The sequence below is a fragment of the Yersinia nurmii genome (assembly GCF_001112925.1).
In the GTDB taxonomy this organism is placed as follows: domain Bacteria; phylum Pseudomonadota; class Gammaproteobacteria; order Enterobacterales; family Enterobacteriaceae; genus Yersinia; species Yersinia nurmii.
Genome location: NZ_CPYD01000002.1, coordinates 416,208 through 433,795, shown reverse-complemented (window position 1 = coordinate 433,795; position 17,588 = coordinate 416,208). Strand labels below are relative to the sequence as shown.

The window sequence follows — 17,588 nt, the reverse complement described above, 5'->3', positions numbered from 1 at the left end:
ATTGACTGTAATCCTAGCGGAGAGCGACCCTAACCGCCGTGTTTCTTTCGAGACGAATAAACTTATTATCCTGCTTTTGCTGGGCATGCTTCCCGCGGAACCTCGATATTGACTGCAAAATCGGCAAATCCGTGTTTGCCAATCCTATAGAATCAATGGCCTTGTCTGAATGGGTTAAAAGAAAAATTATCCTTTTTGTGGAGACATGATTTGGGCCACCGCCGCTTTATCTGCATTACAACGCGCCAGCGATAGATTTAATTCTTCCACATAACTGGGATAGTCCCCCCACTGAGTGACATTAAATAACGGGGGATCATGGGGTAATAACAGCGCTTTCGGTACTGTTGGCTGCACCGGGCAAGCTCTGGCCAAGTGCTCGTTGCTGCAACCGGATAACAGCAGCAGGCACAGGCTCCCGAGCGCAGCGGTCATTAGCCAGTAGCACCCGCATTTTTTGTTCGATCGCATGATATTTTTCCTCTGCCTGACGCCGCGTTATAGCATTAGTGGTTAACGCCTCATCCAGTGTTTTCATCTGCTGGCCATATCCTTGCAACCGTTGCAGATAAAGCTGATTTTGCTGTGTCAGGCTAATATTTTCTGAATTCAGTAATGTCGCGGTCTTTTTCAGTTGAGCAACCCACAGCCCACCAACCAAAACCACAAATAACGTGGCCAGTAGCAGACCACGTTTCAAAACACTGAGCAGGCTCATGGATACTGTGTCCTCGGCAACTCGAAGTGCGGCCCATCCTTAAGCGTCGTCCAGTCACCACCCCAGATCATAGGAATTTGCAGTTGCTTTGCCGCCTGTTTCATCGCCACTGCAACCTGAGCAAACGCTCCCCAATCGTTCCAGGGGATCGTGTTGTTGATCCAAGGCGCCAAATCGACCGCATGGCCGGTAAGATGCCGGCTATTGAGCGTTTGGCTGTTGCCATTAAGCACCATTTGGCGTTGACGAGCGCTATCACGCAACCCTTCGATAACGCGAAAATCCACCTCGGATAATTTGAGTGCCAAGTACACCACTCGGACTAGATCCGGATGTACGCCTTGTAGATTGCGTTGACTGATTTGACTAAAAGTAAAGTTACCCACGATTTTTCTCCGAACTCCCCAAGAATCGCCGCCACAGGTAGCTCAGCGCCGTACTACCCAAGGTGCCAAATAAGCCTGCAATGGCAAAAGTCATGTAATGACTGCTACCATTTTCAAAGCTGAGTAATCCCCCCAAAAGGCCAGTGAAGCTTGAAATAATGATCTGGCTTATTATTCCCATCCAACTCCAACTCCCTCTGTGCCCTTGCATGTCCATCAGATATCTCACAACACCTCCCCAAGCTGAAAAAATGCCAATAATTAACCAGGTAATTGCCTGTGTATCAGTCGGAATCTTCAACGTCATATCCCCTCCCCATCCTTTTCTTCACGGCCTTACGGGCCAGCGAACAATCGCGTTTTTTTGATTTCCATACTGTTTAAACCACTGGGGATCATTTGCATTGCGGCCTTATCCCTTTAATCTGGCCGTCACCAGCCTTTTTCCTGATAATTTTTCATAGCCCCCCCCATTCGTGATAAATAAATTTTGGATGTTGAGAAAGCAGATAAAAGCAGCAAAATATAATTCCCTGCCGCTGCCGTTAACGGGTTCCGTTGGTGTTTTAAATACAAAGAACAAAGAACAAAGAACAAAGAACAAAGAACAAAGAACAAAGAACAAAGAACAAAGAATTGATTTTGTCTAAATGGAGGTTCTCATTGAACCTCTATTGTATTCATCTAGGTAACTTCAAGCCCTTAGACTTCAGCTAACGAACATAATCTAATCGGTATTTATAGTTTTTTGATACTTAGTAATTGAATTTTATTTTCTGTGATTAATTACATAAAAACAACAAATCAACCCAAGTGCCTATAAGCAACTTAATTAGTTACACCCGTGAAAACAAAGACTTTATAATCAGTTTTAATTTCAATATAAGAATTATATTACTCTCTATTGTTGATACCCACCCGTAGTTAACGTCATAACGAAGAAGGTTAAGAATTAATATAAACTTGCGCCCATTGGATTTAGCCATTTATGACGATAATAACTCGATTCACCTACACTTATCTGGTGATAAAATCAGCAATAAAATAATATCCAGATCTTCGATATGACAGAAGAACCCTGTAAACACAGGGAGCCAGCGCTCTATTTTTGCACATTTATTTGTTCATATTATTGAACAATTAGTTCAATCGAATCAACAGGATCAATAAGATAAGCTCAAAATCGCCATGTTTAATTAAATAATAAGCTAATTACACTGGCTAAAGAAATATAAAAAAATACCAGCAAAGTATTACAACAACAACTTATTAAGTTATATTTGGTAAAAATATGAAGCTCATCAATATTAACAAACAATAACCAAAGGTAACCTTACAATATTACTTTTGTTGCGATATATTGCGGGCGTTCTAATTTTAAGGAGGAGTAATTATGATGTATTTTGTAGTGGCCGATGAAAAGATTGTGTATAGCCTGAAAGGTAGTGTAGAGTTAACGAATAAAGAGTATTTATTATTTATCGCGCTCGTTAATCATGCGTCAAACGGTCAGTTAATAGATAGGGATGATTTACTCTCTTTGATTTGGCCTGAAAGAGAGATGACGATAAACAACAATAATATTCATCAACTATTCAGTCGATTAAAAAAGAAAGCCGTTCTGATTAGTGATGATTTCGAATTACAATCTTTGCGAGGAAAATCTTACAAAGTAAACAACAAGAAAAACATGTCTGTTCGTTATATTAATCACAATTCTATCTTTTACAGATCTATCAAAATTATATTTTCGCTATATAGGAAAATTTTCAAACGAAACACTTTTCGAGATAATGTAGATACACCTTAATTACCATGATAGGGTTGATTTTTTTCCGCGATTTTATAAGGTGTTGAGCAGCCAGGGAGATAAAAACGTATGTTAACTTATTATACACAATCTAGGAAACACCTATGGAGAAACTCCAGTTACATCGCTGATTTTTTGATTATTACCCATAACAATAAAAAGCCAAATCTAGAATGAGATTTGATAAAAGCATTAATTAACAACACCAGACTAACCAATCACAGTGACAAGATGAACACCATTGGTGTCCTTTTAAAATTCTTATCCAGTGTAAAGAGCGTTTAAAACAGAGAGTTCGGAATGAGGCCAGACATTAATTCATCTTCTGCCATACCCACGCAGATGCACGAAAGTTTTAGCAATAGAAACTCGGAGTCCAGTTTATATCTTCCCGTGGAGCTTAACGGTTTAGCTTTGGCATTAAGAAGCCGAGACCACAAGGTTTCGGCTTAATGGAACCCATGAGGAAAAACACGGGCTCAGGGAGAGGAAATCATCGCGGTTAGTAGGCTACAAAAGTACGCACATCAGTTTCCATCAATTTAAAACAGCCTTGAAAACGACGCCCGGCCTTAAATTCCGGACTCAGTTCTCGCAGTAACTCCAGTTCAAAGCGGCCTGAATCCAGTGAATATCCCACCAAACGCACATCCAGAAAATCAAAATAGCAGCGTAACTGCGGATAAATCGCTTTAAACAGACTTTCTTTGGCAGAGAACGCCAACGTCAGCATTTTATTAAAGGCCAGCGGTCCACGTTGCAATTGATGGTGCTCTGCATCATTGATAATGCCCGGCCAGATTTCGTCAATCCGATCCAAGCTAATCCAGCTTTCTACATCTAACCCTATTCCACTGCCGCTGGCAGAAAGGCGTAACGGAATGATTTGTGCCGCACACAATACCCGATTGTCATTATGGCTCAGGGTGCCTTGGATGCCGTCTGGCCAGCAGGGAGCGCGGTCGGGGCCGTTTTCCAAATGGTAGTCCCGCGGGCCAAGCATATTGAGCACCTGCCTGGCAACAAAGCGCCCGGCCAGATACTCCGCTCGCCGCTTGATAACTGCCTTTTGCAGGCTGGGAGGAAAGGCAATGCCGTATACAGCAAACAGGTTGTCCTGATAGGCATTAACATCAAAATCACATTTCCCCAGTAATCCCTCATAAGGTGCCTGACCATTTAGGCCGACAGCCGGGATGGAGGAAAAGGCAAAGTTCCGAATAAAAACAGGGTTCACAGGATAATCAGACCAAATCACCAAAAGGGATTTCATAGTAGTAGCTGAGGAGGATGGTCACAATAAACATGCCGTGATTTATGCCGCGTTTTAAAGATTAATTACCCGTTTATCGCTAAGTTTGCGCTTTGACACCGACATAACCACTTTTATAGCATGGTTATAAAACATTGAAGTTCACTTAAATACGCTTAATGAAACACTGAATGCAAATCAGAACGCAAAGCGGGCGCTGGATACTCACCAACGCCCGTTATTTCTGTTTGAGAGTTACATCCACAAACTCATTAATGGCCAGCCTACCAGCAGTAGCATAGAGATATATAACAGCCCCATAATCCCGCCTAATCGCCAGTAATCTTTGGATTTAACGTAGCCGCAGCCGTAAATGATCACGCCGGGGCCGGTCGCATAAGGCGTTAATACGCCCATAATACCGATAGATAACACCAGTAACATCGACAGATGATCCATAGGTATGCCGAACAAACCTTTCCCTACCGCCAGAATAACCGGCAGCATGGTTGCGGTGTGTGCCGATAGGCTAGCAAACAGATAATGTGAGAAATAGAACACCAACACTAACGCGGCCACGGTCATTTTCGGTGAGAAACCGTCCAGATGCGTGCTCATGGTGTCGGCAAACCAATCAATAAAGCCAGAGCGAGTCAGGCCGCTAGCCATAACAACTAACGTCGCCAAATTGACCAGCGTGTTCCAGGCGCTCGAATATTGCGTAATCGCTTTCCACGACACCACATGCAACGCCAGCATCAGGGACACTGCCAGCAGACACACTGCCGTCGTGTTAATAACCTTGGCGCCGAATACCCATAAACACAGACTCAGCAATACCAATCCTATTAACATCATTTCCTTACGTGTCAGCGAACCCATTTCCTGTAAAGCGGTATTGGCCCAAGTAGACACTTCGCTGCTTTTAGTCACGCCCGGTTTGTACAGCACGTAAGATAACCACGGAGCAACGATCAATAGGATCAAACCTACCGGCAAGAAAGCGAGGAACCATTGCATCCAACCAATATGAACCCCGGCGATTTTTCCAACAAATTCAATACCTAAAACGTTAGGTGCCGCACCGGTTACAAACATGGAAGAACTGATACTGGTGCCGATAACCATCATCCACATCAAATAACCACCGATACGGCGTGAGGACGGATCGTTGGGGAATGAATCAAACAGCGGTGGCAGGTTTTTCACTACCGGAAACACCGTACCACCGGTTCGGGCCGTATTCGATGGCGTGAATGGCGCCAGCAGAATATCGATGATGACGATGGCGTAACCCAGCGTTAGCGTGCGTTTCCCCATAAATTTGACCATATACAGAGCAATGCGTCGGCCTAGTCCGGTTGCCTCATAGCCCAGGGCGAAAATAAAGGCACCGAAAACTAACCATACCGTGGTACTGGAGAAACCGGCTAGCCCCCATTTCAGCGCTTCTTTACCGGATTTAAAGCTGCTATCGGCCATTTCAGCCGGTGAAAATAGCACCCAATCGGCGGATAACACGCAGACCGTCACGGCAATAAAGCTTATCGCCGTCGCAGGAATGGGCTCTAAAATCATCCCGACAATCATGGCAACAAAAATAGCGAAATAGCGCCACGCTTGCGGTGGCATTCCTTCTGGTGTGGGAATTAATAACAAGATCCCTAGAACAATAAAGGGAGCAAGTGCTTTCCATATCTTCTCTTGTGACTTCAACATAGAGATACTCCTGTAGCATTGTTATTATTGTGTTTGTAAGGTGGACGATCGGGAATATGAGCCAAAAACCAAGTTAAAATCAGCAGATCGGCACTTCCTCCCGGACTCAAATTTCGGGCGATACATTGGGCATCGAACAGGCGAAGTCGAGCCTTAGCCAATGGCGTTTTAATGCCACCGTTAGCCAGAATCTCCGCTGCCTGATGTTGCAACCAGAGCAATCCCGCCATGCCGCCACGAGACACCACATTGGTGTCACCGTTAACCGCCATCAGATGCAGCAGGGTTTCCAGCAGGGCGCACTCCTGATCTATCCCTTGACTTAATAGACGTTGATACACCGGCAATCCGTGGGTTAATACGGTAGAAAAACCGGATTCTGCCTCTCCTCTGGCCCCTGTCAGACCGTGTCGAGTAAACAAACGTTGACCCGCCGTTTGTTGCAGATTTTTGCGTTGTAATTCCCTTTCCGTCAGGCCGCAGCACAGTTGGGCTGCTTCCTGACAAACGGCATCTGCGCTGATAGCCACGTCTCTGACGGACAAACGACCCAGAGCACAACACAGAAGCCCGAGGGAAAACACGCTACCTTTGTGGGTATTAACGCCACCGGTAGCCTGGAACATGGCATGTTCGCAGGCTAATCCGAGCGGGCGTAGCGCAGACAATGCCGCCTCCCCCTTCAGATGCTCAGTGGCTATTCCTTGCTCGATAAAGCGAGAAAACCAAGGCGCAATAGCATCGGCGCTGCGATAGAAATCATCCAGATTCATATCCTTATGCGCACCTGTGTTAAAGCGATCCACTAACCCCGGCTTCGGCGTTAGATTGACTTCAGCCAATAGCGCGAAATAGGCCAGATCGGCATAGTCCTGTAACGGAAAAGTCAGCGGGAATGGATTATCAACAGGCAATAGCGGCATCGAGCATCCACTCCATTTGAACTAACAATTCTTCCACTGAATGCGTTCGCTCCCGACCACACACGTTGGCCGCGCGGTTGCACAACAGACAACGACGCGGAGCCAGCCCCACATCCCCACGTGACAAAATCCGTCCGTGGCTATCTAATACATCGATATCCCACAGCCGCCCTAACGGGTGCTTCATCTCAAGCAGTAGCGCCGCATCTTTTACCGCTTCAGCGGGCTGATTCAGAGCAAATAACCCTTCACAGCCGGTCGGTAGCGGGAAGGCCTCCTGCGCCAAGGATTCCCATCCTTGTTGTTGCGCCACCTCCGTCACCGCTTGCCATGCCAGCCCAAAAATTCGGCGAGTTAACGGGCTGTCTTTCAACGCTCCAGGGGAAACCACGGTGAGTGAAATCAGCGTAGTGCCATAACGCGTCAGCCATACTCGCTGGCGGGCATAGCGTGCCTCCCGGCTGGTTAATAACTCCGGCAGGCTGATATTCCGATTCGCCGCCAAACCCGGTGAAAAGATATCCATCGCTTATTCCTGAATTTGATGCACAACGTCGATAACGCTGCCGTCGCGATAGCGCACCACCGCCACCACTTTGTCGGTGTAAGCAATGGCTTTCGGTTGACCGGTGAGTAGCAACGCTCGTTGATATAACCAATCGATGGTGACGACCTCCAGCCCAGCCTGTTGCAAACGCTCGGCGAGCTCGGGGCGCGCAGGATTAACGGCAATACCATGATCGGTAACCAAAATATCTACGCTGGAGCCAGGCGTAACACAGGTGGTCACGGCATCAACCAGCGTAGGAATACGCCCGCGGACCAATGGCGCGACGATAATCGCTAGCCGTGCAGCCGCGGCGGTATCGCAGTGTCCGCCAGAGGCTCCGCGCAGCACGCCGTCAGAGCCAGTCAACACGTTGACGTTAAAACCGATATCGATCTCCAACGCACTTAGGATCACCACGTCGAGCCGATCGACAGACGCGCCTTTGGAGCTGAAATTGGCATATTGATTAGCGCTGATTTCAATGTGATTGGGATTTCGCGCCAGTGAGGATGCGGCCATGCGATCGAAACTCTGTACATCGAGCAGCTTTTCGATCAGCCCTTTTTCGTGTAGATCCACCATCGTGGATGTGATGCCGCCAAGAGCGAAACCGGCCTTAATATTGCGGCGGCGCATTTTATCTTCGAGGAAGCGGCTTACCGCCAGCGATGCCCCGCCGGTGCCGGTTTGCACAGAAAAGCCATCGTTAAAATAGCCTGAGCCAGCGATCACCTCCGCCGCGCGGCGAGCAATTAGCAATTCCCGAGGATTTGAGGTCATCCGGGTAGCATCTGCGCCGATCTTATCGGCATCCCCTACCTGTTCGACCTGTACGATCAGATCAACCCGATCCTGGCCTATGCTGGCTGGATTATGCGGATAAGGAACAATAGCTTCAGTCAATAACACCACTTTACCGGCGTAATCGGCATCCACCTTGGCGTAACCCAGCGAACCGCAACAGGCATTGCCGGTGTAACCGTTGGCGTTACCGAACGCGTCGCACGCAGGGACACCGAGGAAAGCCACGTCGATCGCCAGTTCGCCGGATTCGATCAAATTGACCCGCCCACCGTGGGAGTGAATTTGTACCGGTTCTGCTAGCAGCCCGCGTGAAATGGCCTCTGCCAGAGGGCCACGCAATCCCGAGGTATAAATGCGACTAACCACACCTTTGCGGATGTGATCCACCAGCGGAGCATGGCACTCACTCAGAGAACTGGATGCCAGCGTCAGATTTTTGAATCCCATTGCAGCAATCGCATCCATCACCAGATTCAATGTCAGGTCGCCCGCGCGAAAAGCATGGTGGAACGAAATGGTCATGCCATCCTGCAAACCAGAGCGGCGAATCGCCTTTTCCAGTGAGCTACACAGCTTGATATCCCTCGGCTTCTGAGCCTGCAAATTGGCTTTAGACGCTTCCCGATAGGGCGTGACGGTCAGAATTGGGTTTTGACTTAGGGCATCAACCCGTTGTTGGCGTTTCATGATTAGTTCCCTCTTATTCGTCGCGTAAACCGGAAAGCACAGCCCGTTTCAAGACGGCCCTGGCGCGTTCAATCACCGGGCTATCCACCATTTTGCCGTTCAGCGAAACCACACCCCGCCCTTCGGCTTCTGCCGCTTCAGCAGCGTCTACCACCGCTTGCGCATGGCGCACTTCTTTTTGCGTCGGGGCATATAGGTTATGGAGCAATTCGATTTGGCGAGGGTTAATCAGTGATTTGCCGTCAAAACCCAACTGTTTGATTAATGCCGCTTCTTGTAAAAAACCGGCTTCGTTATTAGCATCGGAATACACGGTATCGAAGGCCTGAATTCCTACCGCTCGCGCCGCCTGCAAAATGGAGCAGCGGGCAAACAACAGTTCAACACCTTCTGCGGAACGTTCAGTTCGCAAATTGCGTACGTAATCCTCCGCGCCCAGAGCAATGCCGATCAAACGAGGAGAAGATTGGGCAATCGCCAACGCCTGAGTAATCCCTTGAGCGGATTCAATAGCCGCCAACATGCCGGTACTGCCGAGTTCCCGGCCACATTCCGCTTCAATACGGGCAATTTCACGTTCCATATCAATCACATCTTGCGCATCATCGGTTTTTGGCAAACGGACGATATCGGCACCACCGCGAACGACCGCCTCCAGATCGTCCAGCCCGTAAAGCGAATCCAACGCATTGACTCGAACAATGGTTTCCACCTCCTGATATAAAGGATGCTGTAAGGCATGGAAAACCAAACGGCGTGCCGCATCCTTTTCCCGCAGAATTACCGAATCCTCCAGATCAAACATGATGGCATCTGCCTGATAAATAAAAGCATTACTGACCATCGCTGCATTAGCTCCGGGAACAAACAGCATGCTGCGACGCATTCTTTGCTTCATCTCTGGTTTCATAATTTTTGGCTCCAGGGCAAGTGCGGTAGGTCACAGGCTCTTAGCAGGGCCGTCTCCAAACGGGCACGAAGTACGCAATCCAACGCCCCTTTGTCGTCAATAATTACCTGCACCTGGGTTAATCCAAGTTGATCCAGTAATGCCAATACGCTGGCGCGAATGGCTTCTCCGAATTGTTTCTCCACGCTGCTGTTAATCAGCAAATCTACTTCTGGTAGATCGTGGGGGGCAATTCGCACCATGACATCGCTCGACTCCAAAGTGCCGGCGACCGCTTCTCGGATAATTTTCATTATTCACCTAGTTGAAATACAGATTTGTTGACCGCGCTGGCCGACGCTTTTGCAGGCTGAGCCAGCAGTCTTTGTAAGTAATGGCAGGTCGCGGCAGGCACCAGCTTGCTAATGGTGTCCTTATCCCCCTGCGCCAGTAATTTGCGGACCCACGAGGCAGAAATAGCGGTTGCGCCATATTTCAGGCGCTCGATCTCCACCAGCTCAATGGGCGGATAAGGTAAATCGGGGGTTTCCAGCCAGTAACTCATATCCCGGTTATATTTGGCGGTTACGGTGCAAAATGGCTCAGTGCCGACAAAGCGGTGAGTTATTCCCAAGGCCGGAGCCAAATATTGACGGAAGATTTTCAGATCGATTTCGGTATAACAATCGTCGGCTACCCCCTGATCTTTTATGAAATAGCAGGGAAAAGTGGCGCGGGAAATCATATATTCCGAACCGGCGTGCACGGTTAAATTGGCAATATCTTGTGTACCGTTCAGTACCAGTTGCAGGCGATCCTGATAAGGGAAACGAGAGTTATCTTCTTTGACTAAAAACAGGTGTAACCAATCGCACTGCGCCGCCGCTTGCCGTACCAAATATTGATGCCCTAAAGTAAAAGGGTTGGCATTCATTACGATGGAGCCTATTTTTTTGCCCGGCTGGCGTAAAGTTGAAAGCTGGCGCGCATAACGAGACAGACGGCAAGAACTGTTTTCCATCAGCACCACGATGCCAGGCACGCTGGCAATGGGGTAGAACCCGCACTGTTTAAATAAGGACTGATTCTGAATTTTGGTGTAGATAAATAAGTGGCTGTGGTGCCGTTCATAGGCCAGATTGACCAGCTCAGTTGCCAACGTTAGCGCCAACCCTTCCCCTCTAACTTGTTCGCTAATGGCAACACACTTAATAATATTCCCAGCGATTCCACCGCAGGCTACCAATCTTTCATCTACCGATACGGTAATAAACACCTCAACGGAAGTATCAATATTTAAGTCGTTTTCACGTAAAAAATGCGTTATTTCCACAATCCTTTGATGGTCTGAACGCTTAATTATCCTAAATACCCTGTCCATAATTCTCTCTCTGGAATAACCATTAAATAACAAATAAAACACAATAAACATATGTAATTAACAGATGGAACATAGCTTTTTATTAAAAATATAAATGCAAGTAACGCATTAAAATTCTTATAGATTTTTATTCTTACTTTTTGAGCCCCCTGTTCCGAAATATATGCTAAACATAAAAACTTCTCGGTTAATTGACCTAATTCACAGTTAATTTAGTAAATATAAATTATTTTATGGTTTTAATTAATTTAATTAGAGATAATGTTTTTTTATTTGCATTAGTCATTTAATTTAAATTATGTTAATCGTCATTTTATTTGATTCAGCCATATAAAGGTGAATAACGTGCTTTCTGGTAAAGCCCATTTTTTAAAATGGCGTGGATTAAAAAACATTGCCTTTCCGCTGCGCATCTTTTTAATGCTCTTGGTTTTCTCCGTTATCTTGATCGGGGCCATGGATCGCTTCCTAACCCATAGTTTCGAACAATATCTGATCAATCAGGTCAGTAAAATGGCCATGAATCAGGCCAAAATTGTTGCCTCCATGGACTCCGTGGTTTCTGCGGTCAAGCAACGAGACCAACAACGCTTAGCCCAAATTGTCAGACGCCTAGGCACCAGCTCCGATTTTGACTACATCGTGATTGGCGATGCCAATTCCCGTCGTCTTTACCATCCTAATCCGGACAAAATCGGCCTGCCGATGCAGTGGACTAAAGAAGGCGCACTGGAACGCGGCGAGAGCTACATCATTTATGGCAAAGGGTCGATGGGGAAAGCCATGCGAGCTAAAACACCGATCTTTGATAGCGATGGCAAAGTTATCGGCGTGGTGTCTCTCGGCTATCTGATCAGTAAAATCGATCACTGGCGTCTGAGCTATCTCACTCCCCTCACCAGTTCTTTTGTTATTATGTTGATTACCCTGCTGTTTCTTGCATGGCTATTTTCCAATCATATTCGTCGTCAAATGATGGGAATGGAACCCAAGGAGATCGCGCGGGTACTTCGTCAGCAGGAAGCCCTGTTTGGGGCAGTGTTTGAAGGACTATTGGCGGTAGATCCTGAGGGCAAGATCACGGCAATCAACCAAAACGCTCGTAAAATGTTACGGGTATCAGCCACGCCACAGCAATTGGTTGGCCGTAGCGTTAGCGACGTGGTTTCTCCGGATCATTTCTTCCTCGATCGAGAAGGCGGCAACCGACAGGATGAGTTGTGTACCTTTAATGGGTTAAATATCATCGCAAACCGTGCCGGCATTTGGACTGATGATATTTTTCAAGGTTGGGTGGTTAGCTTCCGCAGTCAGGATGATATTCATACCCTCAGCGCACAGCTCAGCCAGATAAAGCAGTATGTTGAAAATTTACGTACCGTTCGCCATGAACATCTCAACTGGATGTCTACTCTGAGCGGATTATTGCAAATGAAGGAGTTTGATCGCGCACTGGAGATGGTAAAAACCGAATCGTCCTCCCAGCAGGCGCTCATTGATACCCTGCGCGATACCTTTAAAAACCGGCAAATTGCGGCACTGTTGTTTGGAAAATATCATAGGGCCAAAGAGTTGGGGCTGAGCTTAACCTTTATTCCCGGCTGTCAGTTGGGCATACTGCCTGTAACCCTCGGTGAGAACGAACTGGCGGCAATCATCGGCAACCTGCTGGATAACGCTTTTGAAGCCAGTCTGAAGAACCCTGATGGGGATAAAAATATTGAAATGTATTTATCCGATGAAGGTCATGAGTTGATTCTGGAAGTCGCCGATCACGGTTGTGGTATTGACCCTGAGCTGCAAGACAGCCTGTTTGAGCGCGGTGTCAGTTCCAAACACTCAGAGGAACACGGTATCGGCTTATATCTGGTCGCGACTTATGTTCATCAGAGCGGTGGCACCATCACCGTTGAGAAGAACCCGCCGCAGGGTACTTTATTCACGGTCTTTATTCCAAAGACCCATGATCTCAAAAGCTAGGGGATCCCATGGAATGGCTTAACATTTTAGTGGTGGAAGATGAAACGCCACTGGCAGAAATGCACGCGGAGTTTATCAAGCAAAGCAATTATTGCCGCCAAGTATGGTTAGCCGGAAATCTACAGCAGGCGCGTAGCATGGCGGCACGTTTTAAACCGGACTTGATCCTGCTGGATAACTACCTGCCCGACGGCTCCGGGCTGGAATTCCTGCGGGAACTGGCTCTTGAAGGCAGCAATTACGGTGTCATTTTCGTCACCGCATCCAGCGATATGGACACCGTTGCCGAAGCGTTACGCTACGGCGTATTCGATTACCTGATCAAACCCGTCGCTTATGAGCGGCTGGAACACTCTCTGGAACGCTTTTGTCACCGGCATCAGGCTTTACAAGAAGGTGATAAAGTCAGCCAGCGCCAAATTGACGAAATGTACAACACCTACGCCCGGGGTGCGCAAAAAGCGGTATTGCCGCAAGGTATCGATCAGCTCACTTTGGATAAAATTCAGGCTTTATTCACCGATAGCGATGCCGAATATACCGCCGAAAACGTGGCCGTGACCTTAGGACTCAGTCGCACAACCGCCCGGCGTTATCTGGAATTCTGCTCTGCAAACAATGCGCTAAAGGCGGAAATCATTTACGGTAAGGTTGGACGCCCACAGCGAATTTATCGCGCCAAAACGCTGGGTTGATTGCCCTTCCATCCCCTCCGGCACACGCCGAAATCCTGCGGCCGCCAGAGGGGGTGTCTCCCCCCTCCGATCATTCTTCATTTTAAATTGTTAACCTCCCGACATTTTCGCTAACAATTATTGCCCAAACAAGAATTGATAAGCATGATGTTTATAACTCTTCCAAATTATTACGAAGTTATGATAAATGTCGCGCTGATTGACGACCACGTAGTGGTTCGTTCCGGGTTTGCTCAATTATTATCTTTAGAAAAGGATATTCGCATTGTCGGCGAGTACGGTAGCGCCGCTGAAGCCTGGCAAAACCTGCTAACCACCGATGTTGACGTCGCGGTTCTGGATATCTCTATGCCGGATGAAAGCGGGTTGAGCCTGCTCAAGCGCCTGCGCCAACAGCGTCCGCAGTTTCGTGCCATTATTCTGAGCATTTATGACACCACCGCCTTTGTGCAAAGTGCAGTCGATGCCGGAGCCAGCGGTTACCTGACTAAGCGCTGCGGCCCGGAAGAACTGGTGCGGGCAGTGCGCTCCGTTAGCGGCGGCGGGCTGTATCTGTGTGCCGATGCGCTGCGAGCACTGCGCCACATGCCTCAGCAACCTAAGCAGTTGGATGTCTTAACGCCTCGGGAAAAGGAGGTGTTTCAGCTTCTGGTAAACGGCGTTAGCGTAAAGTCCATTGCCGATCAGCTCACTCTCAGCCATAAAACTGTTCACGTTCATCGCGCCAATATATTGGGCAAGCTGAACTGTGAAACGACGGTCGAACTGGTTCACTTTGCACTCCACCATCAACTGCTGACTGCTCACTGACATGCTACGGCTCCGCTCACTGGGGGTTTCGCTATTCTTAGCGATATCCTTCGCCCTCAGTTGGCTGGCTCTCTGGACCATCAGCTTTTACCTGAGCGATGAGAGCCTGCACGCCACTTTACTGCTGCCGCAAGGGTTGCGTTTAGCTCTACTTATCTTGCTACCGCGCCGTTTCTGGCCCGTGTTGCTGCTTACCGAATCTTTGCTATTGCTGTGGTTAAATCAGATCCAACTTCATATTGGTGGCCTGATTTTCACCTCGGTCTGGCTGAGTTTATTACCTGCCTGGCTCAGCCAGCGCTTTTGGCATCATTACACTCTGTACTGGCAACGCTTACTGCTGCTATTAATGGCCGTGACCGCCAATAGCCTGCTGCAGGGTTTGGTCCTCGGCCCTGCGTTACCACTGCCGCTAACCGATAGCCTGCTGGCGAGTTTCACCGGCGGGATTCTGCTGGTTCCCTTTACTTATCTGATTTATGAATATTTGAAACAACAGCACTGGCGAAATTTATTCACCCAGCAAATGCCCGATCCCCCTCTACGCACCTCACTGCTAATCTGGTGCTCGCTAATTTTTGCCATCGGCATCTGCGTACAAATCTCTATAGCGCCCAATATGGAGCGCCTGCTGCTGATTTTTGTTTTTCTGCCTAACGTGTTTATGGCTTACAAATTTGGCTGGCAGGGAGGCGTTCTGGCGGCGGTATTGGGCAGCCTGATGATTACCCTGACTCGTCAGGCCAGCGGTGCATTTCACGATTTGCGCGAATTGGAGCTATTTCTATCGACGCAAGCCTTACTGGGTATGACCTTGGGTATCGCCATTAGCCGCCAGCAACAGCTGGCTCAACGGCTGCACCGCTACCGTAACCAGTTAGAGCAGGAGCTAAAAACCCGACGCGAACTGATGGAACGGCTGGTGCATACCGAAGAGGATGTCAGGAAAGAGATTGCCCGCGAGCTGCACGATGAAATCGGCCAGAATATTACCGCCATTCAGATTCAGGCCATGCTGGTCAATCGCAGTTCACCAACGCCGGCGGCACAAATAGCTGCGGATCAAATCAGCACCCTGTCACAACGTATTCACCAAACTACTCGCCAACTGCTGCGTCAGCTGAGGCCGCCGGTATTGGACGAAATGCCGTTAGATCAGGCTTTACACCATTTAGCGGAAGAATTTGCCTTTCGGCAACAGGGGATCAATTTCCAACTGGATTATCAGTTAGATACGTCTCACGCCGAAGATGCGGTGATTTTTACGTTGTATCGATTGGTGCAGGAATTGCTCAATAACATCAATAAGCACGCGAAGGCTAAAAATATTCAGGTTTATCTACGGCAGGTAAATAACGTGATTACGCTGGACGTGCGCGATGACGGTATGGGCATCCCTGCTCAGCCACAGGGCGGCTTTGGGCTGCGCGGCATCGAGGAGAGAGTTCGAGCGTTGGGCGGCGACTGGAACCTACAGCGCCGCCTAGGAACACGCATAATTGTTAACCTGCCCACAAATTCCGATCAAACTTCGCCATAACTAAGCATTACTCCTAGCTCTCTACAACCTAGTCTCATCCGCTTTCATTTGCCTTTCCCTACACTCGTTTTCATCAACCGGAGAACATCATGCCCACAACGCCGTTAACGTTAGAGCCGTTGTCGCCAGAGCAAATCAATGCCCGTTATCGCTATTGGCGACCACGGTTAATGGCAGCCATGGTGTTGGGCTACGCGGCATTTTATCTGACGAGGAAAAGCGTTAATTACGCTATGCCGGTGATGCAATTGGAGTTGGGGCTGGATAAAGGCGATATCGGTCTGATGGGAACGCTATTTTATCTGGCTTACGGCGGCTCGAAGTTTGTTTCCGGCATCGTCAGCGACCGCACTCAAGCGCGCTGGATTATGGGTATAGGCCTGATGATGACTGGGGTACTCAACATTATCTTTACCCTGTGCCACTCGCTGCCTGCGCTGTTAATAGTGTGGACGCTAAACGGCTTCTTTCAGGGATGGGGCTGGCCGCCCTGCGCCAAATTACTAACCTCTTGGTATTCCCGAAACGAACGGGGAACCTGGTGGGGTTGCTGGAATACCTCCATTAGCATCGGCGGCGCGGCAGTGCCTTTGCTCTCGGGATTTCTCGCCTCGCAGTACGGCTGGCAGGCGGCGCTGTTGGTACCGGGCGTAATAGGTATTTTGCTGGGATTATGGTTGTGCTGGCAATTATGCGACAAACCCCAGCAACAGGGATTACCCAGCGTTGGCCAGTGGCGGCGCGATCCGCTGGATCAATGGCAGGAACAACAAAGTCCGCCGATGCCAATGGGGCGAATTTTCCGCCATGCCATTTTACGCAACCGAACTATTTGGCTGCTGGGTGTTTCCTACGTGCTGGTGTATTTGATTCGGATCGCCCTGAATGATTGGGGAAATATCTGGCTAGCGGAAAGCCACGGAGCCAATTTACTTAGCGCCAACGCCACACTGTCACTGTTTGAACTGGGCGGATTATTTGGAGCGCTGTTTGCCGGTTGGGGCTCAGACTTACTGTTTCGCGGCCAGCGGGCACCGATGATTTTGCTGTTCGCACTCGGGTTATTTTTCACCATGACCGCACTGTGGCTGGCACCGGTACATCACTACGCTCTGCTTTCGGTCAGTTTTTTCAGCATCGGCTTTTTTGTCTTTGGTCCACAAATGTTGATTGGTCTGGCGGCCACCGAATATACCCATAAAGATGCTGCCGGCACCGTGACCGGATTTCTCGGACTTTTCGCCTATCTGGGCGCCGCGCTGGCAGGATGGCCGCTGGCGCAAGTTCTGCAACATTATGGTTGGTCAGGCTTTTTTGCCTTACTGACCTTAGCCTCAGCCTGCGTGGGATTACTGTTAATGCCGCTGCTGATGGCCGGTCTGAGCCGACTCAGCTTTGAGCCGACGGCCAGACAGAAAGAATAATCTGTCAGGGACGGTGGATT

General features: G+C 48.5%; 18 protein-coding genes. 6 read left to right on the top strand and 12 right to left on the bottom strand.

Features of this window, described 5'->3' with window-relative positions; genetic code table 11:
- Positions 1-186: 186 nt before the first annotated feature.
- From lysC to AD970_RS04645, 4 genes are read right to left on the bottom strand one after another with little or no spacing between them, the layout of a single operon-like run.
- Complete coding sequence (gene lysC / locus AD970_RS20660; protein ID WP_435056119.1) at positions 187-435, bottom strand: Rz1-like lysis system protein LysC; 249 nt, start codon at positions 433-435, stop codon at positions 187-189.
- Positions 317-718: a DUF2570 domain-containing protein gene (locus tag AD970_RS04655; protein ID WP_049597152.1), complete on the bottom strand. Its 402-nt coding sequence runs from the start codon at positions 716-718 to the stop codon at positions 317-319. Before AD970_RS04655 ends, lysC begins: the two co-directional genes overlap by 119 nt.
- Complete coding sequence (locus tag AD970_RS04650; RefSeq protein ID WP_049597151.1) at positions 715-1,104, bottom strand: M15 family metallopeptidase; 390 nt, start codon at positions 1,102-1,104, stop codon at positions 715-717. Before AD970_RS04650 ends, AD970_RS04655 begins: the two co-directional genes overlap by 4 nt.
- Complete coding sequence (locus AD970_RS04645; protein WP_049597150.1) at positions 1,097-1,411, bottom strand: phage holin family protein; 315 nt, start codon at positions 1,409-1,411, stop codon at positions 1,097-1,099. The genes AD970_RS04650 and AD970_RS04645 overlap by 8 nt, the downstream gene beginning before the upstream one ends.
- Before the next feature lie 1,086 nt (positions 1,412-2,497).
- On the opposite strand from AD970_RS04645, the gene AD970_RS04640 reads away from it, so the two are divergent.
- Positions 2,498-2,914, top strand: coding sequence for a helix-turn-helix domain-containing protein (locus AD970_RS04640; RefSeq protein ID WP_049597149.1), 417 nt, complete (start codon positions 2,498-2,500; stop codon positions 2,912-2,914).
- Between the two features lie 502 nt (positions 2,915-3,416).
- Here AD970_RS04640 and AD970_RS04635 read toward each other — a convergent pair.
- The 8 genes from AD970_RS04635 to citC form a co-directional block, all read right to left on the bottom strand.
- Entirely contained in the window at positions 3,417-4,151 is a 735-nt protein-coding gene (locus tag AD970_RS04635; protein ID WP_157045450.1) for a 4'-phosphopantetheinyl transferase family protein, read from the bottom strand.
- A 270-nt stretch (positions 4,152-4,421) separates the two neighbouring features.
- Entirely contained in the window at positions 4,422-5,885 is a 1,464-nt protein-coding gene (locus tag AD970_RS04630) for an anion permease (RefSeq protein WP_049597147.1), read from the bottom strand.
- Positions 5,879-6,808, bottom strand: a complete 930-nt coding sequence (citG, locus tag AD970_RS04625; RefSeq protein WP_049597146.1) for a triphosphoribosyl-dephospho-CoA synthase CitG — start codon at positions 6,806-6,808, stop codon at positions 5,879-5,881. Before citG ends, AD970_RS04630 begins: the two co-directional genes overlap by 7 nt.
- The gene (gene citX, locus AD970_RS04620; protein ID WP_049597145.1) at positions 6,789-7,334 is read right to left on the bottom strand and encodes a citrate lyase holo-[acyl-carrier protein] synthase; all 546 of its coding nucleotides are present in this window, start codon (positions 7,332-7,334) and stop codon (positions 6,789-6,791) included. Before citX ends, citG begins: the two co-directional genes overlap by 20 nt.
- A 3-nt stretch (positions 7,335-7,337) precedes the next feature.
- The gene (citF, locus tag AD970_RS04615; protein WP_049597144.1) at positions 7,338-8,849 is read right to left on the bottom strand and encodes a citrate lyase subunit alpha; all 1,512 of its coding nucleotides are present in this window, start codon (positions 8,847-8,849) and stop codon (positions 7,338-7,340) included.
- 13 nt (positions 8,850-8,862) lie between these two features.
- Complete coding sequence (locus AD970_RS04610; protein ID WP_049597143.1) at positions 8,863-9,759, bottom strand: aldolase/citrate lyase family protein; 897 nt, start codon at positions 9,757-9,759, stop codon at positions 8,863-8,865.
- Complete coding sequence (citD, locus tag AD970_RS04605; RefSeq protein ID WP_049597142.1) at positions 9,756-10,052, bottom strand: citrate lyase acyl carrier protein; 297 nt, start codon at positions 10,050-10,052, stop codon at positions 9,756-9,758. Before citD ends, AD970_RS04610 begins: the two co-directional genes overlap by 4 nt.
- Complete coding sequence (gene citC / locus AD970_RS04600) at positions 10,052-11,119, bottom strand: [citrate (pro-3S)-lyase] ligase (protein ID WP_049597141.1); 1,068 nt, start codon at positions 11,117-11,119, stop codon at positions 10,052-10,054. Before citC ends, citD begins: the two co-directional genes overlap by 1 nt.
- Positions 11,120-11,464: 345 nt before the next feature.
- On the opposite strand from citC, the gene dpiB reads away from it, so the two are divergent.
- The 5 genes from dpiB (at position 11,465) to uhpC (ending at position 17,568) form a co-directional block, all read left to right on the top strand.
- A complete protein-coding gene (gene dpiB / locus AD970_RS04595; RefSeq protein ID WP_072080594.1) occupies positions 11,465-13,099 on the top strand; it encodes a sensor histidine kinase DpiB in 1,635 nt (544 codons plus the stop codon).
- A gap of 8 nt (positions 13,100-13,107) precedes the next feature.
- Positions 13,108-13,794, top strand: coding sequence for a two-component response regulator DpiA (dpiA, locus tag AD970_RS04590; protein ID WP_049597140.1), 687 nt, complete (start codon positions 13,108-13,110; stop codon positions 13,792-13,794).
- A gap of 180 nt (positions 13,795-13,974) precedes the next feature.
- Positions 13,975-14,604, top strand: a complete 630-nt coding sequence (locus AD970_RS04585) for a response regulator transcription factor (RefSeq protein ID WP_049597191.1) — start codon at positions 13,975-13,977, stop codon at positions 14,602-14,604.
- Between the two features lies 1 nt (position 14,605).
- Positions 14,606-16,144, top strand: coding sequence for an MASE1 domain-containing sensor histidine kinase (locus AD970_RS04580; protein WP_049597139.1), 1,539 nt, complete (start codon positions 14,606-14,608; stop codon positions 16,142-16,144).
- Between the two features lie 89 nt (positions 16,145-16,233).
- On the top strand, positions 16,234-17,568 hold the full coding sequence (gene uhpC, locus AD970_RS04575) for an MFS transporter family glucose-6-phosphate receptor UhpC (RefSeq protein WP_049597138.1): 1,335 nt from the start codon (positions 16,234-16,236) through the stop codon (positions 17,566-17,568).
- Positions 17,569-17,588 lie beyond the last annotated feature (20 nt).

Bases quoted from the DNA above. Each gene is read 5' to 3' on its own strand.
- lysC (WP_435056119.1), bottom strand. From the start codon at position 435: ATGACCGCTGCGCTCGGGAGCCTGTGCCTGCTGCTGTTATCCGGTTGC.
- AD970_RS04655 (WP_049597152.1), bottom strand. From the start codon at position 718: ATGAGCCTGCTCAGTGTTTTGAAACGTGGTCTGCTACTGGCCACGTTA.
- AD970_RS04645 (WP_049597150.1), bottom strand. From the start codon at position 1,411: ATGACGTTGAAGATTCCGACTGATACACAGGCAATTACCTGGTTAATT.
- AD970_RS04640 (WP_049597149.1), top strand. From the start codon at position 2,498: ATGATGTATTTTGTAGTGGCCGATGAAAAGATTGTGTATAGCCTGAAA.
- AD970_RS04630 (WP_049597147.1), bottom strand. From the start codon at position 5,885: ATGTTGAAGTCACAAGAGAAGATATGGAAAGCACTTGCTCCCTTTATT.
- citG (WP_049597146.1), bottom strand. From the start codon at position 6,808: ATGCCGCTATTGCCTGTTGATAATCCATTCCCGCTGACTTTTCCGTTA.
- citX (WP_049597145.1), bottom strand. From the start codon at position 7,334: ATGGATATCTTTTCACCGGGTTTGGCGGCGAATCGGAATATCAGCCTG.
- citF (WP_049597144.1), bottom strand. From the start codon at position 8,849: ATGAAACGCCAACAACGGGTTGATGCCCTAAGTCAAAACCCAATTCTG.
- AD970_RS04610 (WP_049597143.1), bottom strand. From the start codon at position 9,759: ATGAAACCAGAGATGAAGCAAAGAATGCGTCGCAGCATGCTGTTTGTT.
- citD (WP_049597142.1), bottom strand. From the start codon at position 10,052: ATGAAAATTATCCGAGAAGCGGTCGCCGGCACTTTGGAGTCGAGCGAT.
- citC (WP_049597141.1), bottom strand. From the start codon at position 11,119: ATGGACAGGGTATTTAGGATAATTAAGCGTTCAGACCATCAAAGGATT.
- dpiA (WP_049597140.1), top strand. From the start codon at position 13,108: ATGGAATGGCTTAACATTTTAGTGGTGGAAGATGAAACGCCACTGGCA.
- AD970_RS04585 (WP_049597191.1), top strand. From the start codon at position 13,975: ATGATAAATGTCGCGCTGATTGACGACCACGTAGTGGTTCGTTCCGGG.
- AD970_RS04580 (WP_049597139.1), top strand. From the start codon at position 14,606: ATGCTACGGCTCCGCTCACTGGGGGTTTCGCTATTCTTAGCGATATCC.
- uhpC (WP_049597138.1), top strand. From the start codon at position 16,234: ATGCCCACAACGCCGTTAACGTTAGAGCCGTTGTCGCCAGAGCAAATC.